We start from the raw sequence: 25,957 nt of genomic DNA, 5'->3' as shown, positions 1-25,957 counted from the left end.
CGGCACCCCGTTCCGCCGACGGCAGAGCGGGGCGCGGCTACTCGCGACTCGCGGCTACTCGCGGAGCGTCGCGCCGAAGCGCTCGGCCGCGACAGCGACACCGGCCAGCTTCGCATCGGTCGCCTCGGCGGCCGTGAGCGTGCGGTCGGTCCCTCGGAAGCGCAGCGCGAACGTCAGGCTCTTCGCACCCTCTGCCACTCCCGGGCCCCTGTAGTCGTCGACCAGTCGCAGCGACTCGAGGAGTTCGCCCGCACCTTCCACGAGCGCCGCGCGCACCTCGCCGGCGGGCACATCGGCGCCGACCACGAGCGACACATCCTGCGTCGCCGCCGGGAACCCCGACAGCGAGGCCGCGACGACCCTGTCACCCGCGAGCGAGATCACCAGGTCCAGATCCAGTTCGGCCACGATCACCCGGCCGGGAAGATCGGATGCCGCCGCCACCGCGGGAAGCACTTCGCCGACGTATCCGACCTCGGTCGCGCCGACTGCGAGCACGCCGGTGCGTCCCGGGTGCAGCGCCGCGCGCGCACCCTGAACGACATCGATCGTGACGCCTGCTGCCGCAGCGATGGTGCGGACCGCGTCCAGCGCGTCGGAGAGTTCCGCTGCGACGGGCGCGATGCCGGGCTGCTTCGGGACGAGGCTGCCCGCCAGCAGCACCGCGACGTGACGATGCTGCGGCGGGATCGACTCGTCGAGTTCGGCCAAGGTCGCGGCATCCGGGCGCACGGCCAACGGCGGAACGAACGCGGTGCCGTACGTCGCCCCCGGTTTCGGAAGGAACACGACGCCCGTCTCGAACAGCGAGAGATCGGTGAGGCCGCGAGCCACATTGCGGTGCGCCACCTGCAGCAGGCCGGGCACCAGCGAACGGCGCAGGAACGGCGACTGCCCGTCGAGCGGATTGGCGAGCTTGATGCTCGGCAGATGCCCGCCCGATGCCGAGCCGTGCAGATCGTTGTGCTCTTCGGTGGTGAAGCCGAAGGACGGAGTCTCGACGTACCCGGCCGCGGCGAGCGCATTCGCCACACGACGACGACCCTCCTGGGCCACGGTGAGCCCCCGACCCGAAGGCGGCGTCGGAAGGATCGACGGGATGCGGTCGTAGCCCTCGATGCGCGCCACCTCTTCGGCGAGCGTCCACTTGTCGGTGAGGTCGGGGCGCCACGAGGGCGGGATGACCTGCCAGCCGTCGGCAGCGTCGTCGGCGACAACGACCTCGCAACCGATCAGCCGGAGCGCGCCCTCGATCTCGCCCGAGGTGTAATCGACTCCGATGAGCCCCTCGACGAAGCCTGCGGGCAGGGTGATACCGGCGACGAACACCTCCGCGAACAGGGCGCCGCCGAGGTCGTCATCGCTGGTTCCGCCCGCGTACTCGACCATGAGGTCGGCCACGCGACGAGCGGCGACGAAGGGAACGAGCGGGTCGACTCCTCGCTCGAAACGACGCGACGCCTCACTGGGCAGCTTGTGGCGGCGTGCGGTACGCGCGATCGACACGGTGTCGAAGGTCGCTGCCTCGATCAGGACGTTTCGGGTCGTGCTGCTCATCTCGGTCGTGCCGCCGCCCATCACGCCGGCGAGGCCGATCGGGCCAGACTCATCGGTGATGAGCAGGTCTTCGACATCGAGGGTGCGCACCTTGCCGTCGAGCGTCTCGAGCTTCTCCCCAGGCGTCGCGCGGCGCACGGTGAGCCCGCCTTGCAGCTTGTCGAGGTCGTAGCCATGGATCGGCTGCCCCAGTTCGAGCATCACGTAGTTCGTGATGTCGATCAGGATGCCGAGTGAGCGGATGCCGGCGAGCGTGAGACGCGCGACCATCCAGGCCGGCGTCGGCTTGGTGGGGTCGACGTCGCGGACGACGCGCGCGACGAACTCGGTCGCGCCGACGCGGCCCCGGATCGGCGCCTGGTCATCGACGACGATCGGGAACCCCGAGCCCGGGGCGAGCTCGTCCCATGGGCGGTCGGCCGGGTCGCGGAACGCCGCACCCGTCGAATGCGAGTATTCGCGCGCAACACCGCGTACCGACAGCGCGTACCCCCGGTCGGGCGTGACGTTGATCTCGACCGCGACGTCATCGAGGCCGAGCAATCCGATCGCGTCGGTACCCACCGGCGCATCGATTCCGAGCTCGACGAGCCGCAGGATTCCGTCGTGCTCGTCGCCGAGCCCCAGCTCTTTGGCAGAGGCGATCATGCCGTCCGATACGTGACCGTAAGTCTTGCGGGCGGCGATCGGGAAGGGGCCCGGCAGCAGCGCGCCCGGAAGTGTCACCACGACCTTGTCACCGGCGAAGAAGTTGCGGGCGCCGCAGACGACGCCGTGCACGGCATCTCCTCCGTCGGCAGCCTTCTCGCCGTCGGGCGCCACGCGCACCTGGCACCAGCGGATCGTCTTGCCGTTGGACTGCGGCTCTTCCACGAACTGAAGCACCTCGCCCACGACGATCGGGCCCTGCAATTCGAAGCGGTGGACATCCTCCTCTTCGAACCCGACGCGGACGAGCGCCTCGAGGACGTCCTCGGGCGAGGCATCCGCCGGGACGTCGACGAACTCACGCAACCAGGAGAGCGGGACGCGCATCAGACCACCATTCCGAACTGCTCGCTGAAGCGGACATCGCCCTCGGCCATATCGCGCATGTCCTGCACATCGCTGCGGAACATCAGGGTCCGCTCGATGCCCATGCCGAACGCGAAGCCCGAATACTCCTCGGGGTCGATGCCTGCGGCGCGCAGCACGTTCGGGTTGATCATGCCGCAGCCGCCCCACTCGATCCATCGGGCACCGCCTTTGAAGGTGGGGTGCCAGAGATCGAGCTCGGCGGACGGCTCGGTGAAGGGGAAGAAGTTGGCACGGAAGCGCGTCTTCGCCTCGGCGCCGAACAACACCTTGGCGGCGTGATCGAGCGTGCCCTTGAGATGGGCCATGGTGATGTTCTTGTCGACCACGATGCCCTCGAACTGCGTGAACACCGGCAGGTGGGTCGCGTCGAACTCGTCCGTGCGGTACACGCGTCCCGGGCACAGGACGTACAGCGGAAGATCGCGCTCGAGCATCGAGCGCACCTGCACGGGACTCGTATGCGTGCGCATCACCAGGTGACGATCGACCGGATCGACGAAGAAGGTGTCCTGCATCTGGCGCGCCGGGTGGTCGACGTCGAAGTTCAGCGCATCGAAGTTGAACCACTCGTGCTCGAGCTCGGGACCCTCCGCGATCTCCCAGCCCATGCCGACGAAGATATCGGCGACCTGCTCCTGCAGGAGCGAGATGGGATGCCGCGCCCCGACGCGTGCGCGCTGCGCCAGAGCCGTGATGTCGACACGCTCCGCCTCGAGCTTCGCGGCCGTCTCGGCCTCGACGAGTTCCTCCTCGCGGGCGCTGAGCGCCTGGCCGACACGTCCGCGGGCCTGCCCCACGAGCTTGCCGAACTCGGCCTTCCTCTCGTTCGGCACGTCGCGCAGGCGCGCATTCAGCTTCGCCAGCGGCGAGCCCTCCGCGGTGTGCGCGGAGCGAGCAGCGCGGAGGCCGGCGGTATCGGTTGCCATCGCGATGGCGTCGAGTGCCGCCGAGACAGCGGACTCCACCGACTCGGGCGTGATTTCGGGACTGTCAGACACGAGAGACGAGTCTAGCGAGGGAGCGAACCCACGCCCGCCGGAGGATCTATCCAGGCGTGCGGCTCTCGGACTGCCGTGCCGCGGCATTCGCCTCGGCCACCAGGATCGCCTGACTCGGATCGAGCGGCTGGAGCGGACCCTTGGCCTTGCGGCCGCGGCCACCGCCGCCGCTCGCCGTCCGGCGCGACAACCATCGAGCGAACCACGAGAGGGTCAGGTTGATCGCCAGATAGATGGCCAGTGTCACGACGAAAAGCGAGAAGAGATACCGATTTCCGTAATAGCTTCCGAGGTTGTTGATGTTGGTACGGATGATCTCGTTGTACCCGACGATGTAGCCCAGCGACGTGTCCTTGAGCAGGACGACGAGCTGCGCGATGATGATCGGCAGCATCTGGCGGAACGCCTGCGGAAACTCGACGAGCATCTTCGACTGGAACTCGCGCATACCCACGCTCAGCGCCGCTTCTCGCTGCCCGCGCGGTAGCGCGACGAGCCCGGCGCGGAGTATCTCGCCGATCAACGTGCCGTTGTAGAGGATCAGCGCGACCACGACGGCCCAGAACGCGCCGGTCGAGGCGATCAGGAGGATGAACAGCATCATCAGCAGCACCGGCATCCCCCGCAGGAACTCGATGATCCACGCGGTGGGAATGCGCACCCAGACGATCGTCGAGCTGCGCATCAGCGAGAGCCCGATGCCGAGGATGATGGCACCGACACCGGCGACCGCTGCGGCCTGCAACGTCGCGACGATGCCTTCACTGATGAAGACCCACACCTGCGGGTCGGCGAAGATGTTCCACCGAGTGCCGTCGAACATGCCCGGCAGAGTGATGCCGCCGGACTCGCGAGGAGCGGCGAGCAGCGTGAAGACCCAGAACGCTCCCGCCAGGATGAGCAGCAGGGCGACGATCGACGCGATCAGCGAGATCCGCCGTGCGCGCGGACCGGGTGCATCGAAGAGGACGTTCGTACCGGTCATCGCCGCACCACCCAGCGCTTCTCGAGCTGACCGGCGAAGAACCCGAGCGGGACCGTGATCACGAGGTAAAGGGCCGCCGCCGTGAAGAGGATCTGCAGCACGATGTTGCCGTTGTCATTGGCGAGTTGGCGGGTCGTCGCGAACAGCTCTACGACGAAGAATCCGCCGGCGACGGAGGTGTTCTTCGTCAGCGCGATGAAGACGTTGATCAGCGGGGGAATCGTCATGCGGAACGCCTGCGGCAGAACGACCAGAGACACGGTCTGCCCGAATCCGAGCCCGATACTGCGGGCTGCCTCGGCCTGCCCGATCGGCACGCCGTTGATGCCCGAGCGAAGCGCCTCGGCGATGAAGGGCGAGGTGTAGTAGGTGAGCGCGACGAACGCGAGGATCAGGTACGGCGCCCGGACGCCGAGCATGGGAAGCACGAAAGCCGTGAAGATGAACACCAACGTCAGCGGGGTGTTTCGTGCGATCTCCACCCAGAAGGCGGCGAACCCACGCAGCGAGGCCACCGGGGAAATGCGCATGGCCGCGATCAGGGTGCCCAGGATCAGGGCGCAGACGCCCGACACGACGAGCAGCAGAAGCGTCACCTGGAAGCCCTGCCAGAACTCCGGCATGAGTGTGAACAGCTGTTCCATCGGACCTCCTCTCGTGGTGGCTCGGTATGGGAGTGCCTCGGGCCGACGTCACGCGCCGGCCCGAGACATCCGATCAATCAGTAGCGGTCGACCGCCGGCGCCTCGATGAACGGCAGGACGGTGCCGGCCGTCGCGTTCCAGGCGTCCTCGTAGCGACCGTCGGCCGCGGCCTCCTCCAGCACATCGTTGATCCACATGCGGAAATCGGTGTCATCAAGCGCCAGGCCGATGCCGTACGGCTCATCGGTGAACGGCTCCCCGACGACCTTGAACTCGCCCTCGTTCTGCGCGGCGAGACCGGCGAGAATGACGTTGTCGGTCGAGACAGCGACGACGGAGCCGTTACGCAGCGGCTCCAGGCAGTTCGAGTAGGTGTCTGTCAGCACGACCTCGGCACCGAGCGCCTCGAGGTTGGCCGCGGGGGTCGATCCCGTCACGGAGCAGACAGGCTGCCCGACGAGGTCATCCTCGTCTGCGATGTCATCGTTGTCGGCGAGCACCAGGATCGACTGACCAGCCATGTAGTACGGCCCGGCGAACGAGACGACTTCCTTGCGCTTGTCGTTGATCGTGTAGGTCGCGATGACGATGTCGACCTCGCCGTTCTGGATGAACGGCTCGCGGTTGGCCGAAACGGCCTCCGTCCAGACGATGTCGTCCTCGGCGATGCCGAGCTCGGACGCGATGATCTTGCCGATCTCGACGTCGAAGCCCTCCGGTCCGTTCGGACCGTTGAGGCCGAACAGCGGCTGGTCGAACTTGGTGCCGATCGTGATGGTGCCGGCCTCGGCGAGTGCCGCCATCGTGGTTCCCGCCTCGAAGGTGGGCTCCGGCTCGGGAGCGGTCGTCTCGTCGGTCGTGCCCGCGCCGGAGGCGCACGCCGACAGCGCAAGCGCGCCGGCGGCAGCCAGCGCGATCAACGGAAGTCGCATTCGCTTCATGTCTTCATCCTTTGCTGTGGCGGACCGCTCGTGGCGATCCTGTCGGATCCCGGCCGCTGGGGCGGCGGGGACTGCTTCAGTGCTCGAGAATCTTCGACAAGAAGTCCTTCGCCCTGTCGCTCTGCGGATTCGTGAAGAACTGCTCGGGCGTCGCTTCTTCGACGATCGCTCCGTCCGCCATGAACAGCACGCGGTCCGCAGCCTTGCGCGCGAAACCCATCTCGTGCGTCACCACGATCATCGTCATGCCGTCGGCGGCGAGCCCGATCATCACGTCGAGCACCTCATTGATCATCTCGGGATCGAGCGCGCTCGTCGGCTCATCCATCAGGATGAGCTTCGGGTCCATTGCGAGCGAGCGCGCGATCGCGACCCGCTGCTGCTGGCCGCCAGACAGCTGTGCCGGCATCTTGCCGGCCTGGTTCGCCACGCCGACGCGGTCGAGAAGCTGCATCGCCTTCTCGTCCGCAGCCTTCTTCTTCATGCCGCGCACCTTGATCGGGCCGAGCGTGACGTTCTCGAGCACGGTCTTGTGGGCGAACAGGTTGAAGGATTGGAAGACCATGCCTACGTCGGCGCGCAGATGCGCGAGCGCCTTGCCTTCCTCCGGAAGCTTCTTGTCGTCGATCGTGATGGTGCCGGAGTCGATCGTCTCGAGACGGTTGATCGCGCGACACAACGTCGACTTGCCCGATCCGGAGGGCCCGATGACGACCACCACCTCGCCGCGGTTGACCACGGTGTTGATGTCTCGCAGCACGTGGAGGTCGCCGAAATGCTTGTCGACGTGATCGACGACGACGAGCGGCTCGCCCCGTCGCACCGAGATGTTCGAGGTGCGGGGCGCAGGCGCCGGTGCATCAGGTGTCGCCATGCCCTCACCCTAGGGGCGCGGTTCGACACTCGGCCAGAGGGCGACGCGAGCCTTTACCGATCCGTAACAGGGACGGAACGCCCGCCGCTCAGTCGGCCGCGCGCTGAGCGAAGGCGGTTTCGTACAGGCAGACGCTCGCGGCCGTCGCCAGGTTGAGCGACTCGGCTGCACCGTAGATCGGCAGGCGCAGGGACAGATCCGCCAGCGCGAGAGCGTCCTCATCGAGCCCGCGCGCCTCGTTGCCGAACAGCCATGCCGTCGGCTCGGCGAGGATCCCGCGCGAGGTGAGGAAGTCTCCTCCCCCGACATCGGCGGCGACCACGCGCACGCCTGCCGCGTGGGCCCTCTCGACCGCCGTGGCCAGATCCACACCCACGGCCACCGGAAGGTGGAAGAGCGATCCCGTCGTGGCCCGCACGACCTTCGGGTTGTACGGGTCGACGGTGCGCCCCGTGAGGACGACGGCGTCGGCACCCGCGGCATCGGCTGCCCGGATGATGGTGCCCAGATTGCCGGGGTCCCGCACCTCTTCGCAGATCGCGACGAGGCGCGGCGAGGCGGCGAAAACATCGCGCAGCGAGGTCGGCGACTGCCGGGCCACCGCGACGATGCCCTGAGGCGTCACCGTGTCGGCCATCGCGTCGAGCACTGCTTCGGTCGTGAACTCGATGTCGAGTCCGGCCTCGCGGGAGGCCTCCCGGATATCGGGATGCCGCTCCATCGCCGTCGGAGTCGCGAAGATCTCGACGAGGGTGTCGGGGCGATACGCGAGGGCCTCGCGTGCCGCCTGAGGACCCTCCAGCAGGAACAGCCCCGTCTCTTGGCGGGCGCTGCGCTTGGTCAGCTTCGCAACGGCGCGAACACGCGGTGAGCGGGGGTTCTCGAGCACGGCACAAGTCTAGGGTCCGCGGTGGCCGTTGCCCCGCATGACGGCATGCGAAGGGGCGCCCTCCGCGTGGAGGACGCCCCTTCGGACGAGCACATGATCTCGGACGCGCGATTAGCGCGTCACTCGATCGGCGGACGAGTGCCGTCAGGCGCTCTTCGGAGCGTTGACGTTCTCGGGCAGCGCCTTCTTGGCGGTCTCGACGAGCGACGCGAACGTCTTGGGCTCGTTGACCGCGAGCTCTGCGAGCATGCGACGGTCGACCTGCACACCCGCGAGGCCGAGGCCCTGGATGAAACGGTTGTACGTGATGCCGTTCTGGCGTGCAGCGGCGTTGATGCGCTGGATCCAGAGACGGCGGAAGTCGCCCTTGCGCTTGCGACGGTCACGGTACGCGTAGACGAGCGAGTGGGTGACCTGCTCCTTCGCCTTGCGGTACAGGCGCGAACGCTGACCCCGGTAACCGGAGGCGCGCTCCAGGATGACGCGACGCTTCTTGTGGGCGTTTACCGCCCGCTTGACTCTAGCCATTTCTTCTGTTTCCTATCGTGCGTCGGTGCTCAGAGACCGAGGAGCTTCTTGGCCTGCTTGGCATCGCCCGGGGCCAGGACCTGCTCCTGGTTGAGGCGACGGGTGCGGCGCGACGACTTGCCCTCGAGGTTGTGGCGCATACCGGCCTGCTGCTTCATCAGCTTGCCGCTACCGGTGACCTTGAAACGCTTCTTGGCACCCGAGTGGGTCTTCTGCTTCGGCATCTCTTCATTCCTTCGTTTCACTTCCCGCCGGGGCGGGAGTCGGGTCCCGCCGAAGCGGGAGTCTGGGGGTCCTACTCGGCGGGTGCCGGTTCGGACGCTGAGGCGGGCGTTGCCGCCTCGGGAGCGGGCTGCTCGTCTTCGTCACCGGCGGTGCCGGTACGAGCGGAGCGGGCTGCCTCCTTGTTCGCGGCGCGCTGAGCGTTCTGCTCGGTCTTCACCTCGGACTTGTTCTTGTGCGGGGCGACCACCATCACCATGTTGCGGCCGTCGATCGTCGGGTTCGACTCGACGGTGCCGAACTCGGCGACGTCCTCCGCGAACTTGCGGAGAAGACGTACGCCCTGCTCGGGGCGCGACTGCTCGCGGCCGCGGAACAGGATCATGGCCTTGACCTTGTCGCCCGCCTGCAGGAAGCCCTCGGCGCGCTTGAGCTTGGTTATGTAGTCGTGGGCCTCGATCTTCAGACGGAACCGAACCTCCTTGAGGACGGTGTTCGCCTGATTGCGACGCGCTTCCTTGGCCTTCTGCGCAGCCTCGTACTTGAACTTGCCGTAGTCCATGATCTTGACCACGGGGGGCTTCGAGTTCGGGGCCACCTCGACGAGATCGAGGTCGGCCTCTTGTGCCAGGCGCAGCGCCACCTCGATGCGGACGACGCCGACCTGTTCACCCGCGGGTCCGACGAGGCGGACCTCGGGGACGCGGATGCGGTCGTTGGTGCGGGGATCGCTGATGCGGAACTCCTTCGTGCGGTGGTGACCACCGCGACACGGGTGCGTCGCGGGCGAAAGAGGGGGGTCACTCCACCCGTCAGGACGCTTCGAGCGCCGACTCTGCACCCGGATTCCGCACGATTCTCATCGCTGCTACCCCGGCCGCAGAACGGTCGGGGCGGAGTGCGTGACCCGGTAGCCTGGAACGGCAAGCGCGGGTGGGATGTGATCCTCTTTCGATCCGGTACAGAACGCACCGGAGACCGCAACAGTCTATCAGAGAGAATGGCGTGGACACGATTCGAGACCAGGACGGGCAGACGACGGGGTCGACGGACGGGCGGGATGCCGACCGTCACGCCCGGTGGGAAGAGCAGGAGCGCGCTGCCGCCGCCGCCTCCCGCGACATCGCCGACGTGCCGGCGGTCGAGGTGATCACCACCGCCGCGGTCCACCTGCTGAGCGCCGCCGCCGTGAAGGTGGGTCTCGCCGATGACCCCGCCAATCAGACCGACCTCGACGAGGCCCGCAAGATCATCAATGCGCTCGCCGGCCTCATCACCGCGGGCGCTCCCGAGATCAGCGACATGCACGCCCGGTCGCTGCGCGACGGACTGCGCTCGGTGCAGCTCGCATTCCGCGAGGCCTCGGTCATCCCCGATCCGATCGGCAAGGGTCCCGGCGAGAAGTGGACCGGCCCCGTCACCTGACTTACGGTCACCGTTGTCCCACTTCTTCACCTTCGTGTCCCGATCTCGCGGGAGACGAAGCCTCCTCGCGGCGGATTTCGGGACAGGCCCCGGCTGATCCGACGGTGTGACGTGCGGCCGCGGGTTCGGCGGCTCAGCCGGCGATGCCGAGGGTCGCAGCACCCCGGGCCACGGCATCCACCGTGCGCCGGACCGCCTCGGCGTCGGTTCCGTGGTTGCTCACCGCGAAGCGGACCACGGCGCGCCCGCGCCACGTCGACGAAGACGCCCACACGGTCCCCTCCGCGCGCAACCACTCCCCCAAGGCCGCCGTGTCGGAGTCGCTCCGGGTCGCCAGGCACACCTGCGTGAACACCACGTCGTTGAGCACCTCGAGCCCCGGGACAGCCCGGAACCCCTGGGCGAGACCGGTCGCGGCATCCGCCAGCCCGTCCACCAGGCCGATGACGCCCTGACGCCCCAACGCGCGCAGCGCGGCCCACACCGGCACGCCCCGCGCCCGGCGCGAGAGCTCGGGCACCCGGTCGTACGGGTCCGAGATGTTCGCCACGGCGGGCAGATACGCCGCGTGAGCGCCGAGGGAGGCCGTCATCGCGGCCTCGTCGCGGACGATCGCGACACCGCAGTCGTAGGGCACGTTGAGCGTCTTGTGGGCGTCGGTCGCCCAGGAATCGGCATCCGACATTCCCCGCACGAGATGCCGCAACCGTGGGCTGGCGCTCGCCCACAGTCCGAAGGCGCCGTCGACATGCACCCATGCCCCGGCCGCACGGGCGACCTCGATCGCCGCGGCGAAGTCGTCGAACGCGCCGGAGTGCACATCACCGGCCTGCAGCGCCACGATCGCGGGGCCGTCGCCTTCGGCCAGCGCGCGGGCCAGGCCATCGACGTCGATGCGCCCCTCGAAGTCCGCCCCCACCGTGATGGGCGCGCCCAGCCCTGCGAGGCGCCCGGCGAGGACGACCGACGTGTGAACGGCGTCGCCCGCGAGGAAGCGCAGCTGCGGACCGCGCTGCATCCCGGCGAGGGGATCCGCGCCGTGGGCTCGCAGCATCGCGTCGCGCGCCACGATGAGGCAGGACAAGCTCGCGCTGGTCGCGCCGGTGACGAAGCCGACGCCGCTCTGCGGGGGCAGGCCGAGGACATCGAGGAGCCATCTCGCTGCGACCTCCTCGACTGCCGCAGTCGCGGGAGTGGGCTGGCGCGAGCCGGTGTTCTGATCCCACGCCGAAACCAGCCAGTCCGCAGCGAGGGCTGCGGGGTAGGTTCCGCCCATCACGAAGCCGTAGAAGCGCGGCGAGCCGATCGCCATCAGGCCGGGAGCGGATTCCGCGGCCAGTTCCTCCACCACGGATGCCGCGTCGTCCCCCTCGTCGGGAAGGTCCTGCCGCAGGCCGGCGAGTACACCGTCGACGTCGATTTCGGGCCGAACCGGCCGCTCCGCGACGGAGTCGAGCCAGTGCAGCGCGTGCCTGTACGCGGCATCCAGAGCCTGCCGATACTCACCGTCCCGGGTTGCGTCGCGCACCGTCTCGCCGGGCGTCGTCCATTCATCCATCGGGCCACCTCCGCGGAGCCGATCATCCGCCGCCGCCGCGCTCGTCGCAAGGGACCCGCGTGCGGCGCGGTGCGGGCGAACGTGCACCCACACTCTGAAGAAGGCTCACCCACGCGACAGATACGAAGGAATCGTCGCGGTGAAAGAGCACTCTCAGGCGCGGACGAGCTTCACGGTGAGCGAGTCGACGAGAACGGCGATGCGGTCGTCGGCGGCCCACCGGGCCGCGAGACGCGACAGGACCGCGTTCAGCTCTTCCTGCTCGAGCCCGTGGATGAGATGCAGGCGAACGACCAGCTCGGGTCCGCGCAGCCGAGCGTCGGGATCCCCGGCCTCGACCGCGAGATCGAGCACGGCGAGCTCTCCGCCGATGCTCGAATGAAGGCCGGCGACGACCTCGGGCGAGGTGAAGCTCGGCTCCCAGGGCAGCCCCTGCCCGATCGCCCACACCGCGGGGCGGCGGATCACGAACTCGGTCGAGGAACCCGGATCGAGAACGATCAGGTCGGTGTCGTCGGCTGTCGCGGCAAGGGCGGTGCGGACGCCGTCGGCCGGGACCGGCCGGGCCGAGGCATCCCACCGCTGCATCGCCTCGACCGAGGAGAAGACCGGGAGGACTCGGCGACCGTCCGGCGCCGCCACGGTCACGATGGAGAGCTCCTGCGTCTTGTCGACAGGCAGGCCGTGTGCGCCGATGCCGTGGTCGCCCTTCTCGGCGACGAGCGGGATCAGCAATCGTGCCGAGCGATACGCATCGATCACCGACTGCTGGTCGCCGTCGCCTTCACGGAACGCCGTGAGCGCCGCGAGCAGCGCGGGATCGGCATTTCCGTCGTCTCCCGAGTGCGGATTCTCGTGGAATCCGCGACCTTCCCACGGCACCCCGGCGGAGTCGGCCGCGGGATCGCCGTCGGCGTGCGGGCTACTGTCCTGCGACATCCAGCGCCTCGGCGAGCGTGAAGGCGCCCGCGTAGAGCGCCTTGCCCACGATCGCTCCCTCGACGCCCAGCGGCACGAGATCGCGCAGCGCCGCGATGTCGTCGAGGTTCGAGACGCCGCCCGAGGCGACGATGGGCTTGGGGGTACGCGACGTCAGTTCGGCGAGCAGATCGAGGTTCGGGCCCTGGAGGGTGCCGTCCTTGGTCACATCGGTGACGACGTAGCGGCTGCAGCCGGCCGATTCGAGGCGATCGAGCACGGTCCACAGATCGCCGCCCTCGCGGGTCCACCCTCGTGCGGCGAGCGTCGTTCCGCGCACGTCCAGGCCGACGGCGATGACGTCACCGTAGCGTCCGATGACATCGGCGGCCCATTCGGGGTTCTCCAGCGCCGCGGTGCCGAGGTTGATGCGCGCGGCACCGCTCTCGAGAGCTGCCTCGAGGGTGCGGTCGTCGCGGATGCCGCCCGACAGCTCCACCTGGACGCCCTTGACCTGCTTGATCACCTTTCGCAGGACTCCGGCATTGCTCCCCCGGCCGAAAGCCGCGTCAAGGTCCACGAGGTGGATCCACTCGGCGCCCTGGCGCGCGAAGTCGAGTGCGGCGTCGACGGGATCGCCGTAGCTGGTCTCGGTGCCGGCCTCTCCTTGGGTCAGGCGTACTGCCTTGCCGTCGGCGACATCGACAGCGGGCAGAAGAATGAGCTTGGGCGTTGACGCGAAATCGTTCATGGCTCCTCGTGCGGGAAGGTCACGGGAGCACACGCTCCCGCAGTAGGCACGAACTCAGAGGTTAGCCGTGCCGAGGCCGTCGATCCAATTGGCGAGGAGACGGATGCCCGCATCGCCGGATTTCTCGGGGTGGAATTGCGTCGCCGAGAGCGGCCCGTTCTCGACCGCCGCGAGGAATGGCTCGCCATAGGTGCACCACGTGAGCACCGGCTGCGGGAAGGGCGGCTGAACATCGAGAAGCCATTTCTGAGCGCCGAACGAGTGGACGAAGTAGAAGCGTTCGTCCTGGATTCCGCGGAAAAGCCGCGACCCTTCACCCGCGTCTACCGTGTTCCAGCCCATGTGCGGGAGCACGGGCGCCTCGAGCTCGGTGACGACGCCGGGCCACGCCCCCAGGCCCTCGGTGTCGACGCCGCGCTCCACGCCGCGTTCGAAGAACACCTGCATGCCCACGCAGATGCCCAGCACCGGGCGCCCGCCGGCCAGGCGTCGGTCGATGAGCTCGTCCCCGTGGCTGGCACGCAGCGCCTCGGCGACGGCCCGGTACGCCCCCACGCCCGGCACGACCAGGCCGTCCGCCTCGAGGACGAGACCCCGATCCGACGTCAGGCGCGCATCTGCGCCGGCCGCGTCGAGGGCCTTGACGGCGGAGTGGACATTGCCCGAACCGTAGTCGAGCACTGCGACGAGCGGCCGGGAGCCTCCGCGGCTCTCGGTCACAATGCACCCTTGGTGCTCGGAATGCCTTCGACCAGGGGGTCCAGCGCTTTCGCCTGACGGAACGCGCGGGCGAACGCCTTGTACTCCGCCTCGGCGATGTGGTGCGGATCGCGGCCCGACAGCACTCGCAGGTGCACGGTGAGCGCCGCGTTGTACGAGATCGCCTCGAACGAGTGACGCACGAGGGAACCGGTGAAGTGACCGCCGATCAGGTGGTGCTCGAATCCGGCGGGTTCCCCGGTGTGCACGAGGTACGGCCGGCCGCTGATGTCGACGACGGCCTGTGCAAGCGCTTCGTCGAGCGGGACGAGGGCGTCGCCGTAGCGGGAGATGCCCGCCTTGTCTCCGAGAGCCTCGCGGATCGCCTGCCCGAGCACGATCGAGATGTCTTCGACGGTGTGGTGCGCATCGATGTCGGTGTCGCCCGAGGCACGCACCGTCAGGTCGGTCAGCGAGTGCTTCGCGAACGCGGTCAGCATGTGATCGAAGAAGGGCACCGTCGTGTCGATGCGGCTGCGTCCGGTGCCGTCGAGGTCGAGGTCCAGTTCGACCGTGGACTCGCTCGTCGCGCGTCGCAGCGACGCGGTGCGGGGTGCTGCGCTCATGCCGCCGATCCTACCGAGGCGAGAGCATCGAGGAACGCCGTCGTCTCGTCCGCGGTGCCGGCGGTGACCCTCAGGTGGTGCGGGATCCCCACGTCGCGGATGAGGACTCCCTGGTCGTACAACCCCTGCCAGATGGCTGCAGGATCGTCCACCCCGCCGAACAGCACGAAGTTCGTCCACGACGCGTGCGGCGTGTACCCGAGCGCCTCGACCGTCGCCGAGATGCGATCCCGCTGAGCGACGATCTCGTCGACCATGCCCAGCATCGTCGGCGCGTGGCGGAGTGCCGCGCTGGCAGCCGCCTGCGTGAGGGCGCTCAAGTGGTACGGCAGCCTCACGAGCCGAAGCGCATCGATCAGAACCGGATCCGCCGCGAGGTAGCCCACCCGCGCGCCGGCGAAGGCGAACGCCTTGCTCATGGTGCGCGAGACGACCAGTCGCTCTCGGCCGGGCAGAAGGGTGAGCGCTGAGCGTTCGTCGTGCGGCGCGAACTCGAAGTACGCCTCGTCGACGATCACGATGCCGTCGGTCGCCTCATATGCCGCCTCGACCACGTCGAGGCCGAGCGGGGTTCCGGTCGGGTTGTTCGGCGAGCAGAGGAACACGACGTCGGGCGCGGCATCCGCGATCTGAGAAGCCGCGTCCTGGGCATCGATCGAGTAGTCGGCGGCGCGACTGCCGGCGACCCACTCCGCGCCGGTACCGCGCGTGAGAAGTGGGTACATCGAATAGGTGGGACCGAACCCCAGTGCCGTGCGCCCGGGGCCGGCGAAGGCCTGCAGGATGTGCTGGAGAACCTCGTTCGACCCATTGGCTGCCCAGAGCTGCTCACGGGTGAGACCGTGTCCGAGGTACGACGCGAATCCTTCGCGCAGCGCGGTGAACTCCCGATCGGGATACCGGTTGACGTCGCGCAATGCCAAGGCGATGGAGTCCAGGATGTCGTCAGCGACTTCCTGCGGGACCGGATGCGTGTTCTCGTTGACGTTCAAGGCGACAGGCAGGGGTGCCTGCGGTGCGCCGTAGGGCTGCTGTCCGCGGAGATCGGCGCGGAGGGGAAGGTCTTCGAGACGGGCATTCACTCGTCCCATGGTAGAGGCGCCGCTCGATCCGCTCCCCTCGGGTGACGCCCGGGTCGCTCATCGGGTGGTGCTGTACTCCGCCGGAATCGCCAGGCTCTGTCCGACCCACACCGTCGCGCCGTCGAGGGCGTTGAGTCGCACCATCGCGTCCACCACGTCGCGCGGATCGCTCTGCGGTGCCACTTCTTCGGCGATCGACCAGAGCGTCTCGCCCGACGACACCGTCACGGTGACGAACGAATCGGCGGGCGCTCCGTCAGTGCGCGACGCGAGCGCATTGCCCCCGCTGAAGATCGCGATGCTCAGCGCGAGGATCGCGGGCAGCGCAGCGAGGAACACCAGAACCCGGCGCCCGCGGACGGTGAGGCGGAGTCGGGTCGCACGCTGCGCGGCGGCTCTGGTCGCACGAGCCGGCGACGGGAGTACGGGCGTCGAGATGCCGATCGCGGTCATGGCTGCTCCTCCTGGGTGGGGAGAGATTCGCATCCGCCTCTCGGCCGGGAGAGGGGGATGCGAATCTCTATTCCGAAGTTATCTTCGAAGCTTGCGACTGTCAAGGGGTCGATCCGGTGAGATTCTCTCGAACGCGACACGCGGCAAGGTTGTTCCCTTCCGCCGCCGAATCCGGATACGGTTTCGATACGAGAACCCCACCATGGGCCTCCGACATTCGAAGAAACTGCGTTCCAGGCAGGGCGCGAGACGGGAGCCGACATGAGCGACGCGATCGGGCGCGACAAGCCTCTGACCGACAAACCGCAGACGAGGCGACGCAAAAGTCTGAGCGACAAACAACTCGCGATCCTCGAGGTCATCCAGCGATCGATCGCGCGCCACGGCTATCCGCCGAGCATGCGCGAGATCGGAGACGCTGTCGGGCTCAAGTCACTGTCGAGCGTGACTCATCAGCTGAACCAGCTCGAGCTCAGCGGCTACCTCCGGCGCGATGCGGGCAAGACCCGTGCAATGGAGGTGCTGATCGACCTGCCCGGCACCGCGACCGAGAGCCCCGCCGACGCCGCGCCGCCCGTGGGCGACGCCGCGCTCGTGCCGCTCGTCGGGCGGATCGCCGCCGGCGTTCCCATCACCGCCGAGCAGCAGGTCGAGGAGATCTTCCCGCTCCCCCGCCAGCTCGTCGGCAAGGGCGACCTCTTCATGCTCAAGGTCTCGGGCGAGTCGATGATCGATGCCGCGATCTGCGATGGCGACTGGGTCGTCGTCCGCTCGCAGGCTACTGCCGACAACGGCGACATCGTGGCCGCGATGCTCGACGAAGAGGCCACCGTCAAGACGTTCCGCCAGCGCGACGGGCACACCTGGCTGCTCCCGCGCAACTCCGCATTCGAGCCGATCCTGGGCGACGACGCCGTCGTGCTCGGCAAGGTGGTGGCAGTCCTCCGGGCGATCTGAGATCCGCGCAGGCTGAAGCGGATGCCGCGGTGCGACGCATTCGAGTAGCGATCGGTCGCCGAGAAGCGCTATAAGGGGGGAATGACCTCCGACGCGTCCGCAGCGACCGACACGAACGACCTCCGCGCACGCCTCGATGCGTTGGAGGCCGAGAACGCTCGTCTGCGCGCGGAGGTTCAGCCGCAGCAGGTAGACGAGCCCCCTCGGTCGGACCGCGCGCTCGGCTCGCGCTGGCGTGCGTTCCTGTCCGCACTGTGCATCGTGATCGCCACGATCCTCGTACCCGTCTCGATCGTGTCGGCGTGGGCTCGCGTCGAGCTGGTCGACGAGACGCGGTTCGTCGAGACGTTCGCACCTCTCGCCGATGACCCAGCCGTGCAGGCGATGGTCGCCGATCAGGTCACGGTTGCGATCCAGGACTCGCTCGATCTCGACGGCATCACCAACGACCTGTTCGACGGACTGCAGCAGCTGGATCTCCCGCCGCGCGCTCTGGCCGCGATCGACCTCCTCCGTGTGCCTGCGGTGCAGGGCCTGCAGGGTCTCGTGGACACCACCGTCACCAGACTCGTGCAGTCCGACGCGTTCGCCGACGTCTGGGAGACCGCGTTGCGCGCCAGTCACCGGTCCCTCGCCGCCGTCGCCGCCGGCGGCACCGCGAACGGAGCCGTGGTCATCGGCGAGGGCGGCGAGCTGGGCATCCAGCTCGGCCCGATCATCGAGGAGGTCAAGAAGCGCCTCGTGGACCGTGGCATCGGATTCGCCTCGTCGATCCCGGTGATCGAGAAGACCATCGTCGTCGCACAGAGCGACGCCCTGGCGATCGTCGGCACCGTGTACAACCTCGCCGTCGCCGTCGGCTGGTGGACGCCGATCATCGCACTCGTGCTGTTCCTCGCGGCCATCCTGATCGCCCGGCGCCGCTCGACCGCGGTACTCGGCACAGGAGTCGGCATCGCGATCGGCGGCGGTGTTCTCGCGATCGCACTCGCGATCGCCGGCTCCGTACTCGCGCTGAGCGCGCCCAACCTGGGCGTATCCGCCGGGGCGCTCGGTGCGATCTACGAGCAGGTGACCGGGGCGATGCGCGATACCTCGGTCGTGCTCACGCTCATCGGCATCGTGATCGCCGTCATCGCCTGGATGGCCGGCCGCTGGCGCGGCGCGCAGGCCACGCGCCGCGGAGTGGCCTCGGTCAACTCGGGTGTGCGCGTCGCCGCGCTCGGGCGGGGAATCGACACCGGACGCTTCGGCGCGTGGCTGTACGCGCAGCGTGTGCTCGTGCGTGTCGTACTGGGCGCGCTGGCAGTCCTGTGGCTACTGCTGCTGCGTCCGTTGAGCACGGGCGAGGTGTTCCTCGTTCTGATCGTCTGGCTCATCGTGTGGTGGGTCTTCGAGCTCCTGCAGCGTCGTCCCGATGAATCGGCCCCCGACGTCGAGTTTGAGCCGGAGGCCGAGCAGGAGGAGTCCGAAGTCCTGGTCGGCGTCATCATCGAGCCCGCGACGGCCGATGCGACCACGACGGAGACGGAAGATGCCGCGACCGACGCGGCCGCGGCATCCTCTGTTCCGAAGAAGAAGTCCTAGACGGCCGCGCCGACCGTCTCACGGGTGGCCCGCGTGGCTTCGATGATGTTGCGCAGCGACTCGACGGTCTCGTCGTAGCCGCGGGTCTTGAGACCGCAGTCGGGGTTGACCCACACCTGGCGCAGGGGCAGCTCGGCGACCGCACGATCGAGCAGGTCGGCGACCTCTCCGACCGACGGCACACGCGGGGAGTGGATGTCGTAGACGCCCGGTCCCACGCCGTGCGAGAAGCCGGACGTCCGGATGTCGCCGATCACCTCGCCGCGGCTGCGGGCCGCCTCGATCGAGGTCACGTCGGCGTCGAGAGCCGCGATGGCGTCGATGACCACGTCGAACTCCGAGTAGCACAGGTGCGTGTGCACCTGCGTGGGCGCCGCGGCACCCGCGGTCGCCAGGCGGAAGGAGTCGACAGACCACTCGAGGTAGGCGGGCTGGGCGTCCTTCTTGAGCGGAAGGAGTTCACGCAGCGCCGGCTCGTCGACCTGGATCACTCCGATGCCGGCGGCTTCGAGATCGGCGATCTCGTCGCGCAGCGCCAGCGCGACCTGGTTGGCCGTCTCGGCGAGCGGCTGATCGTCGCGGACGAACGACCAGGCCAGGATCGTCACGGGTCCCGTCAGCATGCCCTTCATCGGCTTGTCGGTGAGCGACTGCGCGAACGACGACCAGGCCACGGTGATCGGCGCCGGCCGTGACACGTCTCCCCACAGGATCGACGGGCGCGTCGCACGGGATCCGTAGGACTGCACCCAGCCGTTCTGCGTCACCGCGAAGCCATCGAGGTTCTCGGCGAAGTACTGCACCATGTCGTTGCGCTCGGCTTCGCCGTGCACCAGCACATCGAGACCGATGTCCTCCTGCAGGGCGACGACCCGGGCGATCTCGTCGCGGAGGAAGCCCTCGTACTCTTCGGTCGTGAGCTCGCCCTTGCCGTGACGTGCACGCGCGCGACGGATGTCGCCCGTCTGCGGGAACGAGCCGATCGTCGTGGTCGGCAGCACCGGCAGCGCGAGCGCCTCCTCCTGTGCAGCCACGCGTGTCGCATAGTCGCCGCGATCGAAGTCGTCAGCGGTCAGGCTCGCGGTTCGCGCGCGCACGGCGCCGTCCGAGACACCGGGAGCGGCGCGACGGTCCGAAAGCGCGGCGGATGCCTCGGCCACCTCCGCGTCGATCGCGTCGCGCCCGTCGGCCAGCCCGCGCGCGAGAGTGACGACCTGCGCGGTCTTCTGGTCGGCGAATGCGAGCCACGACGCGAGGCGCGGGTCCAGCGACGCCTCGTCGGCGACGTCGTGTGGCACGTGCTGCAGCGATGTCGAGGTCCCGGCCGATACGGATGCGGCACCGAGCTCGCGGAGGCTCTGGAGAGACGCCCACGCGGCCGCCAGATCGCCGCGCCAGATGTTGCGTCCGTCGACGACTCCACCGAGGAGGGTCTTGTCGCCGAGCCCGGCGGCGCCTGCCGGAACCGAGCCGCGCGTCAGATCGATGGCGAGCGCCTCGACGGGGGCGGCGGCGAGCGCCGTCCACGCTTCGGGCGATAGTTGTGCGTAGCCTGCGGCAACGAGAATCGCCGGTCGGTCTGCCGAGCCGCCGAGCTGCGCGTAGGCCCGGGAGGCGGCATCCGCCAGCACCGCGGGCGCTGCGGGCAGGCTCTCGCTCACCAGCGCGGGCTCGTCGAGCTGCACCCATTCGGCGCCGGCTGCACGCAGAGCGGCGAGCAGCTGCGTGTACACCGGGAGCAGGTCATCCAGACGGCTGAGCGGGTCGAATCCGGCGGGTGCAGCGTCGGTCGCCTTCGCCAGCGCGAGGAGCGTCACCGGGCCGACCACGACCGGGCGGACCGTGTAGCCGTCCGCCTTGGCTTCGGCGACCTGGCGCACGAGGCGATCGCTCGAGAGCGAGAAGACGGTCTCGGGGCCGATCTCGGGAACGAGGTAGTGGTAGTTCGTGTCGAACCACTTCGTCATCTCGAGCGGGGCGTTGTCGCCGACGCCGCGTGCGGCGGTGAAGTACGCGGCGAGACCGATCTCTCCATCCGGGCCGCGGAGCCCCGCGAACCGCTCGGGCAGCGCGCCCACCGTCGTTGCGGCATCCAGTACCTGGTCGTAGAACGAGAACGACTCGGGTATCGATGAGTCGTCACGGCCGAGACCGAGCTCGGCGAGGCGTTCCCGCGTCGCGCGGCGCAGGTCCGCGGCCGTCCGCTCGAGCCCGGCGGCGTCGAGCGCACCGGCCCAGTGGGACTCGACGGCGCGCTTGAGTTCGCGTCGGCGTCCGATACGGGGGTATCCGAGGATGGTTCCCTTGGGGAACACGGGGCGGGGGTCGGTCATCGTGCGGCCTCCTTCTGGCTGGGGTGGGCGAGGATTCCGGCCTCGCGGAGGACCGCGAGCACCGTGTCATGGTTGTTGAACGCGTACAGATGGATGCCGGGTGCGCCGCCGTCCACGACGGCGCGCGCGAGCTGGGCGGCGTGGGCGATGCCGACCTCGCGCTGCCCCTCGGCCGTCGGCTCCACCTCGAGCGCGATCGCGAGCTCGGCCGGCAATGCCTCGCCCGAGAGCTCGAGCACGCGACGAAGCCGCTTCGGCGACGTGATCGGCATGATGCCGGGCAGGATCGGGATCGTCACGCCGGCTGCCCGGGAGCGCTGCACGAAGCCGAGATAGTCGTCGGCGTGGAAGAACAGCTGCGTGATGGCGAGCGTCGCCCCGGCCGCCTGCTTGGCGAGCAGGGCATCGATGTCGGATGACGCGTGGAGCGCACGCGGGTGACCGTTCGGGAACGCCGCGACGGCGATGTCGACCTTGGAGCGCTTCTCGACGCGGGCAGCGCCGGGGTGGCCCGGAATCAGTGCCTCGGTGTACGGCGCGCGCTCGGCCTGCACCCGGTCGATCAGCTGCACGAGCTGCGCGGCGCTTTCGAGATCACCCAGGTACACGTCCTCCTCGGCGACGCCGACCGGCGGGTCTCCGCGCAGCGCGAGGAAGCTGGTGATCCCGGCGTCCAGGAATTCTCGGATCAGCGCATTCGCACCAGCCCACGTGTTCCCGACGCACGTGAGGTGCGCCAGCGGCTCGACGCGCGTCTCGCGCTGGATGTGGCTCAGCAGCTCGAGGGAGCGGCCGCCGGTCGATCCGCCTGCACCGTAGGTGACGGAGATGAAGCGGGGCGCGACCTCGGCGAGGTGGCGGATGGTCTCGTGCAGCGCGGCGACGCCGGCCTCGGAGCGAGGCGGGTACACCTCGAACGAGATCGGCAGCGGCGGTGCGCTGAGGTCGATCGACATGGCGAGCTTCTCGGGGTCGGGGGACGGACGAAGGGCCGGGCGGCCGCGGCACCGATCCTCCGCCGGCATGCCGGCGGGGCGGTGTCTTCGCGGGCGGGTGCCGGGCTCGGCTGTCGCTCCCTGCCCGGTCCCCTGATTCTCAGGGTGTCCGTGAGGACGACCGGGCGACGATTGCTCCACCGTAGCGGAGCGCGGCGGCTGCCCGCACCCCTGTGACACTCTGTGTCGGCGCGCTCGAGAGTTGTTTCGGCCGGCTCGACGGAAACGGTGGGTGGTCGCGACGTCGTGGGTTCGCCGTAGCGTGGAGCCTGTGACGACGCCCTCCGCACCCGCCCTCCCCTACGGCTCCTGGCCGTCCCCCGTCTCCGCAGCCGAGGTATCGGCGGCTTCGCCTCGGATCGAGGGGGCTCGCTACGTCGCGGCCGAACGCTGGTGGGGCGAGTCGGTGCCCGATGAGGGCGGACGCACGACGATACGTCGTATGACGGCATCCGGGGTCGTCGAGGACGTGATCGCCGCCCCGTGGAGTGCCCGCTCCCGGGTGCACGAGTACGGCGGCGGGTCGTGGACGGCATCCGACGACGGCGTGCTCTTCTTCGTCGAGAAGGCCGATCAGCGCGTGTGGCGGGTCGATCCCGGCACCGATCCTCGACCTCTCACTCCCGTGGCCGGAGACACGCGGTTCGGCGGGCTGACGCTGCAGCAGGGCCGGCTCCTGGCGATCCGTGAGACGCACGATCGCACGCCGGTGCCGCAGCGCGAGATCGTGGAGATCCCGACGACTGTCATCGCCGAGGAGTTCCTCACGATCACGGCGCTCGTGGGCGGAAGCGACTTCGTGGCGCAACCCGCACTCTCGCCGGACGGTTCGCACCTCGCGTGGATCGCGTGGAACCATCCGAACATGCCGTGGGATCGCGCCGAGCTACGCGTCGGACGGCTTGAGGAGGGCGTCGTCGCAGAATGGGCCGGCGTCGCCGGCGGCGACAGCTCGCCACTGCAGCCCGTCTGGACCGACACGGACGAGATCGTCTACGCCGACGACCCGACCGGCCGCTGGAATCTGTGGCGGGCTCGGCTGGTCGCTGAGGCAGGGGGTTCCGGGCTCGCGTTCGCCCGCGAGCCGATCGCACCCGCCGACGCCGATACCGGGGGACCGTTGTGGGTGCTCGGCCCGCGCTGGTTCGCCGAGTTGGGCGATGGCCGTATCGTCTCCGTCCGCACGAACGGCGCCGACGAACTCGTGCTCGTCGCCTCCGACGGGATCGAGCGCCTCACGGTCGATGCGGTGACCCGGATGTCGATCGAGGACTGCCGAGGCTCCCGCGCGCTGCTGACGGGCGCCGGCCCCGATGGCGCGGGGCTCTGGGATGTCGACGTGGACCGACCGGAACGGGCCGAGCTCCTGGTGGGCGGCGCCACCCCGTGGGGGGCGAAGTGGATGCCTCGCGCCCGTGCCATCACCGTGCCAGGACCGCGCGGACCCGTCCACGCGTTCGACTACCCGCCCACGAACCCGCTCGCCGCGGCGCCCGAGGCCGATCGACCGCCCTACGTCGTCTTCGTGCACGGCGGGCCGACGGATCACGTCGGCGGTGCGGCATCCGGCAAGATCGCGTACTTCACCAGCCGCGGCATCGGCGTGCTCGACGTCAACTACGGGGGCTCGAGCGGCTACGGCCGCGCCTACCGGGAACGACTGCTCGGCCAGTGGGGCGTCGTCGACGTCGAGGACGTCGTGGCGGCCGCGCGTGGTCTTGCAGAGGCCGGCGCCGCCGATCCCGCCAGAATCGCGATCGCGGGCGGCTCCGCCGGCGGATGGACCGTGCTCTGCGCGCTGACACGCTCGGACGCGTTCGCCGCCGGCATCAGCCGCTACGGGGTCGCGGACCTTCGCCGCCTGGCCGAAGACACCCACGACTTCGAGGCGCGCTACCTCGACGCAATGGTGGGGCCGCTGCCCGAGGCGGAGGCGCTCTACATCGAACGCTCGCCGCTGTCGCATCTCGACCGGCTGCGGACCCCTCTGCTCATCGAGCAGGGGCTCGACGACCTCGTCGTGCCGCCATCGCAATCCGAAGCCGTGCGTGACGCTCTCGCCGCCAACGGCGTCGCACACGCCTACCTCGCATTCGAGGGCGAGGGGCACGGGTTCCGGCGCGCCGACACCCTCACCCGCACGCTGGAGGCCGAGCTGGCGTTCCTGGGGCAGGTGCTCGGTTTCGACACCCCCGGCGTCGCGCCCATCGATCTCGCGTAGTCCGCTCGCGGTCGAACGGATCCGTCTCGGCAGGAGTATCCACCCCGGGCCGCAAGCTCATGGGCTCACCGACCGAACGGGGCCAGCCTCGCCGCGAGGTGCTCGCCGACGCGGGCGTGGATGGCTGTGCCACCCTCTTCGTGCGCCTGCGACAGGATCATTCCCTGCTCGTGGATCGCCGAGACGAGATCACCACGGTCATACGGCACCAGCGCGTGGATCTCGACCGCCGGAAGAGGCAGAGTCGCCTCGATCAGCGCGCGCAGTTCGTCGATGCCCTCGCCGGTGCGCGAAGACGCGAACACGGCCTTGGGTTCGAGACCCCGCAGCACCAGCCGGGTATCTGCGTCGACGAGATCCGCCTTGTTGAACACGATGATCTCGGGGATGTCGCGCGCACCCACATCGCCGATCACGTCGCGCACCGTCGCCAGCTGCGCGGCGGGGTCGGGGTGCGAGCCGTCGACCACGTGCACGATGACGTCGGCCCCGCCCACTTCTTCGAGGGTCGAGCGGAAGGCCTCGACGAGCTGATGCGGGAGGTTGCGCACGAATCCGACGGTGTCGGTCAGCGTGTATACGCGACCGTCCGTCGTCTCGGACCGGCGCACCGTCGCATCCAGCGTCGCGAACAGCGCGTTCTCGACGAGTACGCCGGCGCTGGTGAGACGGTTGAGCAGGCTCGACTTGCCGGCGTTCGTGTACCCGGCGATCGCGACGGAGGGAATCGTGTTGCGCTTGCGCTCGGCACGCTTGGCGTCGCGCGCAGGGGCGAAGTCGCGGATCTGACGACGCAGCAGCGCCATCTTCGTGCGGATGCGGCGACGGTCGAGCTCGATCTTCGTCTCACCCGGACCTCGCGAGCCCATGCCCGCCCCGCCCGCGCCGACCTGGCCACCGGCCTGGCGGCTCATCGAGTCACCCCAGCCGCGCAGACGCGGCAGCAGGTACTCGAGCTGGGCGAGCTCGACCTGGGCCTTGCCCTCGCGGCTCTTGGCGTGCTGGCTGAAGATGTCGAGGATCACCGTGGTGCGATCGATCACCTTGACCTTGACGACATCCTCGAGCGCACGCCGCTGGCTGGGTGCGAGCTCGGTGTCGGCGATCACGGTGTCGGCGCCGACCGCCGCGACGATATCGCGCAGCTCTTCGGCCTTGCCCCGGCCGACATAGGTCGCGGGATCCGGGTGCGGGCGCCTCTGCAGCACACCGTCGAGCACGACCGCACCGGCCGTCTCGGCCAGCGCTGACAGCTCGCGCAGCGAGTTCTCGGCATCCTCTGTCTCGCCTTGCGAGTGCACGCCGACGAGAACCACGTTCTCGAGACGCAGCTGTCGGTACTCGACCTCGGTGACGTCCTCGAGCTCGGTCGACAGTCCCGGCACGCGCCGCAATGCGGCACGCTCCTCGCGATCCCACTGGTCGCCGTCCGAGTCGCCGCGACCAGCGGTCGCTGCGTCCTGGAGCGCCTGCGCTCCACCGAACACGCTCACCCCCGAGCGCGCATCAGCGCGCGCCAGCACGCGATCCACCGGGTCCACCGGCGTCTCGTCGGTGCTCTGGGGTGTTGTCGTATCCGTCATGTGTTCCTTTCGGGATGTCGTTTTCCGCCGTTCATCTGGCGGTTCGAGACATCC

Annotated in this window: 24 protein-coding genes; 4 read left to right on the top strand and 20 right to left on the bottom strand. The window is 69.1% G+C overall.

The window, feature by feature from the left end:
- Positions 1–54: 54 nt before the first annotated feature.
- From pheT to infC, 10 genes are all read right to left on the bottom strand, one after another.
- Positions 55–2,592, bottom strand: coding sequence for a phenylalanine--tRNA ligase subunit beta (gene pheT, locus KEC57_RS16970; protein WP_229385875.1), 2,538 nt, complete (start codon positions 2,590–2,592; stop codon positions 55–57).
- Entirely contained in the window at positions 2,592–3,632 is a 1,041-nt protein-coding gene (gene pheS, locus KEC57_RS16965) for a phenylalanine--tRNA ligase subunit alpha (protein WP_229385874.1), read from the bottom strand. Before pheS ends, pheT begins: the two co-directional genes overlap by 1 nt.
- A gap of 46 nt (positions 3,633–3,678) precedes the next feature.
- A complete protein-coding gene (locus KEC57_RS16960; protein WP_229385873.1) occupies positions 3,679–4,617 on the bottom strand; it encodes an ABC transporter permease subunit in 939 nt (312 codons plus the stop codon).
- The gene (locus KEC57_RS16955; RefSeq protein ID WP_229385872.1) at positions 4,614–5,261 is read right to left on the bottom strand and encodes an amino acid ABC transporter permease; all 648 of its coding nucleotides are present in this window, start codon (positions 5,259–5,261) and stop codon (positions 4,614–4,616) included. Before KEC57_RS16955 ends, KEC57_RS16960 begins: the two co-directional genes overlap by 4 nt.
- 77 nt (positions 5,262–5,338) lie before the next feature.
- The gene (locus KEC57_RS16950; protein WP_229385871.1) at positions 5,339–6,202 is read right to left on the bottom strand and encodes a glutamate ABC transporter substrate-binding protein; all 864 of its coding nucleotides are present in this window, start codon (positions 6,200–6,202) and stop codon (positions 5,339–5,341) included.
- Positions 6,203–6,278: 76 nt separating this feature from the next.
- A complete protein-coding gene (locus KEC57_RS16945; protein ID WP_229385870.1) occupies positions 6,279–7,076 on the bottom strand; it encodes an amino acid ABC transporter ATP-binding protein in 798 nt (265 codons plus the stop codon).
- Between the two features lie 88 nt (positions 7,077–7,164).
- The gene (locus KEC57_RS16940; protein WP_229385869.1) at positions 7,165–7,965 is read right to left on the bottom strand and encodes a TrmH family RNA methyltransferase; all 801 of its coding nucleotides are present in this window, start codon (positions 7,963–7,965) and stop codon (positions 7,165–7,167) included.
- 144 nt (positions 7,966–8,109) lie between these two features.
- Complete coding sequence (gene rplT, locus KEC57_RS16935; protein ID WP_018172233.1) at positions 8,110–8,493, bottom strand: 50S ribosomal protein L20; 384 nt, start codon at positions 8,491–8,493, stop codon at positions 8,110–8,112.
- 29 nt (positions 8,494–8,522) lie between these two features.
- The gene (gene rpmI, locus KEC57_RS16930) at positions 8,523–8,717 is read right to left on the bottom strand and encodes a 50S ribosomal protein L35 (protein ID WP_137846201.1); all 195 of its coding nucleotides are present in this window, start codon (positions 8,715–8,717) and stop codon (positions 8,523–8,525) included.
- A gap of 71 nt (positions 8,718–8,788) precedes the next feature.
- Positions 8,789–9,451: a translation initiation factor IF-3 gene (gene infC, locus KEC57_RS16925; protein WP_229385894.1), complete on the bottom strand. Its 663-nt coding sequence runs from the start codon at positions 9,449–9,451 to the stop codon at positions 8,789–8,791.
- A gap of 269 nt (positions 9,452–9,720) precedes the next feature.
- Here infC and KEC57_RS16920 point away from each other — a divergent pair, with 269 nt between their 5' ends.
- Positions 9,721–10,140 (top strand): DUF1844 domain-containing protein, encoded by a 420-nt coding sequence (locus KEC57_RS16920; RefSeq protein WP_229385868.1) that lies wholly within the window; start codon positions 9,721–9,723, stop codon positions 10,138–10,140.
- 133 nt (positions 10,141–10,273) lie between these two features.
- On the opposite strand, the gene KEC57_RS16915 is transcribed toward KEC57_RS16920, so the two are convergent.
- The 7 genes from KEC57_RS16915 to KEC57_RS16885 form a co-directional block, all read right to left on the bottom strand.
- Positions 10,274–11,698 (bottom strand): pyridoxal phosphate-dependent decarboxylase family protein, encoded by a 1,425-nt coding sequence (locus KEC57_RS16915; RefSeq protein ID WP_229385867.1) that lies wholly within the window; start codon positions 11,696–11,698, stop codon positions 10,274–10,276.
- A 153-nt stretch (positions 11,699–11,851) separates the two neighbouring features.
- Positions 11,852–12,637 (bottom strand): SseB family protein, encoded by a 786-nt coding sequence (locus tag KEC57_RS16910; protein ID WP_229385866.1) that lies wholly within the window; start codon positions 12,635–12,637, stop codon positions 11,852–11,854.
- A complete protein-coding gene (priA, locus tag KEC57_RS16905) occupies positions 12,621–13,367 on the bottom strand; it encodes a bifunctional 1-(5-phosphoribosyl)-5-((5-phosphoribosylamino)methylideneamino)imidazole-4-carboxamide isomerase/phosphoribosylanthranilate isomerase PriA (RefSeq protein ID WP_229385865.1) in 747 nt (248 codons plus the stop codon). Before priA ends, KEC57_RS16910 begins: the two co-directional genes overlap by 17 nt.
- A 54-nt stretch (positions 13,368–13,421) precedes the next feature.
- Positions 13,422–14,090, bottom strand: coding sequence for an imidazole glycerol phosphate synthase subunit HisH (gene hisH, locus KEC57_RS16900; RefSeq protein ID WP_372457088.1), 669 nt, complete (start codon positions 14,088–14,090; stop codon positions 13,422–13,424).
- Positions 14,084–14,692, bottom strand: coding sequence for an imidazoleglycerol-phosphate dehydratase HisB (gene hisB, locus KEC57_RS16895; protein WP_229385863.1), 609 nt, complete (start codon positions 14,690–14,692; stop codon positions 14,084–14,086). The genes hisH and hisB overlap by 7 nt, the downstream gene beginning before the upstream one ends.
- A complete protein-coding gene (locus tag KEC57_RS16890; protein ID WP_229385862.1) occupies positions 14,689–15,783 on the bottom strand; it encodes a histidinol-phosphate transaminase in 1,095 nt (364 codons plus the stop codon). Before KEC57_RS16890 ends, hisB begins: the two co-directional genes overlap by 4 nt.
- Positions 15,784–15,831: 48 nt before the next feature.
- Positions 15,832–16,227, bottom strand: coding sequence for a LysM peptidoglycan-binding domain-containing protein (locus tag KEC57_RS16885; RefSeq protein WP_229385861.1), 396 nt, complete (start codon positions 16,225–16,227; stop codon positions 15,832–15,834).
- Between the two features lie 261 nt (positions 16,228–16,488).
- Between KEC57_RS16885 and lexA the strand changes: the two genes are divergently transcribed.
- A complete protein-coding gene (gene lexA / locus KEC57_RS16880) occupies positions 16,489–17,184 on the top strand; it encodes a transcriptional repressor LexA (protein ID WP_229385860.1) in 696 nt (231 codons plus the stop codon).
- Positions 17,185–17,265: 81 nt separating this feature from the next.
- Positions 17,266–18,771, top strand: coding sequence for a hypothetical protein (locus tag KEC57_RS16875; protein WP_229385859.1), 1,506 nt, complete (start codon positions 17,266–17,268; stop codon positions 18,769–18,771).
- Here the strand turns inward: KEC57_RS16875 and metE are convergent.
- Both metE and KEC57_RS16865 read right to left on the bottom strand, forming a co-directional pair.
- Positions 18,768–21,104 (bottom strand): 5-methyltetrahydropteroyltriglutamate--homocysteine S-methyltransferase, encoded by a 2,337-nt coding sequence (gene metE, locus KEC57_RS16870; RefSeq protein ID WP_229385858.1) that lies wholly within the window; start codon positions 21,102–21,104, stop codon positions 18,768–18,770. The two genes, KEC57_RS16875 and metE, sit on opposite strands and share 4 nt — an antisense overlap.
- Positions 21,101–22,060, bottom strand: a complete 960-nt coding sequence (locus KEC57_RS16865) for a methylenetetrahydrofolate reductase (RefSeq protein ID WP_229385857.1) — start codon at positions 22,058–22,060, stop codon at positions 21,101–21,103. Before KEC57_RS16865 ends, metE begins: the two co-directional genes overlap by 4 nt.
- A gap of 310 nt (positions 22,061–22,370) precedes the next feature.
- Between KEC57_RS16865 and KEC57_RS16860 the strand changes: the two genes are divergently transcribed.
- Positions 22,371–24,320 (top strand): S9 family peptidase, encoded by a 1,950-nt coding sequence (locus tag KEC57_RS16860; protein ID WP_229385856.1) that lies wholly within the window; start codon positions 22,371–22,373, stop codon positions 24,318–24,320.
- A 65-nt stretch (positions 24,321–24,385) separates the two neighbouring features.
- Here the strand turns inward: KEC57_RS16860 and hflX are convergent, their stop codons facing one another.
- Complete coding sequence (hflX, locus tag KEC57_RS16855; protein WP_229385855.1) at positions 24,386–25,903, bottom strand: GTPase HflX; 1,518 nt, start codon at positions 25,901–25,903, stop codon at positions 24,386–24,388.
- Between the last annotated feature and the right edge of the window lie 54 nt (positions 25,904–25,957).

The sequence above is a fragment of the Microbacterium allomyrinae genome, assembly GCF_020682705.1.
Lineage (GTDB): Bacteria > Actinomycetota > Actinomycetes > Actinomycetales > Microbacteriaceae > Microbacterium > Microbacterium allomyrinae.
The sequence above is the reverse complement of the archived record's forward strand: the minus strand, read 5'-3'. Positions and strand labels throughout refer to the sequence as shown.

What these genes read in the sequence shown, in the direction of transcription:
- KEC57_RS16865 (WP_229385857.1), bottom strand. Translation starts at nt 22,060, where the DNA reads ATGTCGATCGACCTCAGCGCACCGCCGCTGCCGATCTCGTTCGAGGTG.
- rpmI (WP_137846201.1), bottom strand. Translation starts at nt 8,717, where the DNA reads ATGCCGAAGCAGAAGACCCACTCGGGTGCCAAGAAGCGTTTCAAGGTC.
- hflX (WP_229385855.1), bottom strand. Translation starts at nt 25,903, where the DNA reads ATGACGGATACGACAACACCCCAGAGCACCGACGAGACGCCGGTGGAC.
- KEC57_RS16950 (WP_229385871.1), bottom strand. Translation starts at nt 6,202, where the DNA reads ATGAAGCGAATGCGACTTCCGTTGATCGCGCTGGCTGCCGCCGGCGCG.
- KEC57_RS16875 (WP_229385859.1), top strand. Translation starts at nt 17,266, where the DNA reads ATGACCTCCGACGCGTCCGCAGCGACCGACACGAACGACCTCCGCGCA.
- KEC57_RS16960 (WP_229385873.1), bottom strand. Translation starts at nt 4,617, where the DNA reads ATGACCGGTACGAACGTCCTCTTCGATGCACCCGGTCCGCGCGCACGG.
- KEC57_RS16915 (WP_229385867.1), bottom strand. Translation starts at nt 11,698, where the DNA reads ATGGATGAATGGACGACGCCCGGCGAGACGGTGCGCGACGCAACCCGG.
- KEC57_RS16890 (WP_229385862.1), bottom strand. Translation starts at nt 15,783, where the DNA reads ATGGGACGAGTGAATGCCCGTCTCGAAGACCTTCCCCTCCGCGCCGAT.
- KEC57_RS16955 (WP_229385872.1), bottom strand. Translation starts at nt 5,261, where the DNA reads ATGGAACAGCTGTTCACACTCATGCCGGAGTTCTGGCAGGGCTTCCAG.
- priA (WP_229385865.1), bottom strand. Translation starts at nt 13,367, where the DNA reads ATGAACGATTTCGCGTCAACGCCCAAGCTCATTCTTCTGCCCGCTGTC.
- KEC57_RS16910 (WP_229385866.1), bottom strand. Translation starts at nt 12,637, where the DNA reads ATGTCGCAGGACAGTAGCCCGCACGCCGACGGCGATCCCGCGGCCGAC.
- metE (WP_229385858.1), bottom strand. Translation starts at nt 21,104, where the DNA reads ATGACCGACCCCCGCCCCGTGTTCCCCAAGGGAACCATCCTCGGATAC.
- lexA (WP_229385860.1), top strand. Translation starts at nt 16,489, where the DNA reads ATGAGCGACGCGATCGGGCGCGACAAGCCTCTGACCGACAAACCGCAG.
- KEC57_RS16885 (WP_229385861.1), bottom strand. Translation starts at nt 16,227, where the DNA reads ATGACCGCGATCGGCATCTCGACGCCCGTACTCCCGTCGCCGGCTCGT.
- hisB (WP_229385863.1), bottom strand. Translation starts at nt 14,692, where the DNA reads ATGAGCGCAGCACCCCGCACCGCGTCGCTGCGACGCGCGACGAGCGAG.
- rplT (WP_018172233.1), bottom strand. Translation starts at nt 8,493, where the DNA reads ATGGCTAGAGTCAAGCGGGCGGTAAACGCCCACAAGAAGCGTCGCGTC.
- pheT (WP_229385875.1), bottom strand. Translation starts at nt 2,592, where the DNA reads ATGCGCGTCCCGCTCTCCTGGTTGCGTGAGTTCGTCGACGTCCCGGCG.
- KEC57_RS16945 (WP_229385870.1), bottom strand. Translation starts at nt 7,076, where the DNA reads ATGGCGACACCTGATGCACCGGCGCCTGCGCCCCGCACCTCGAACATC.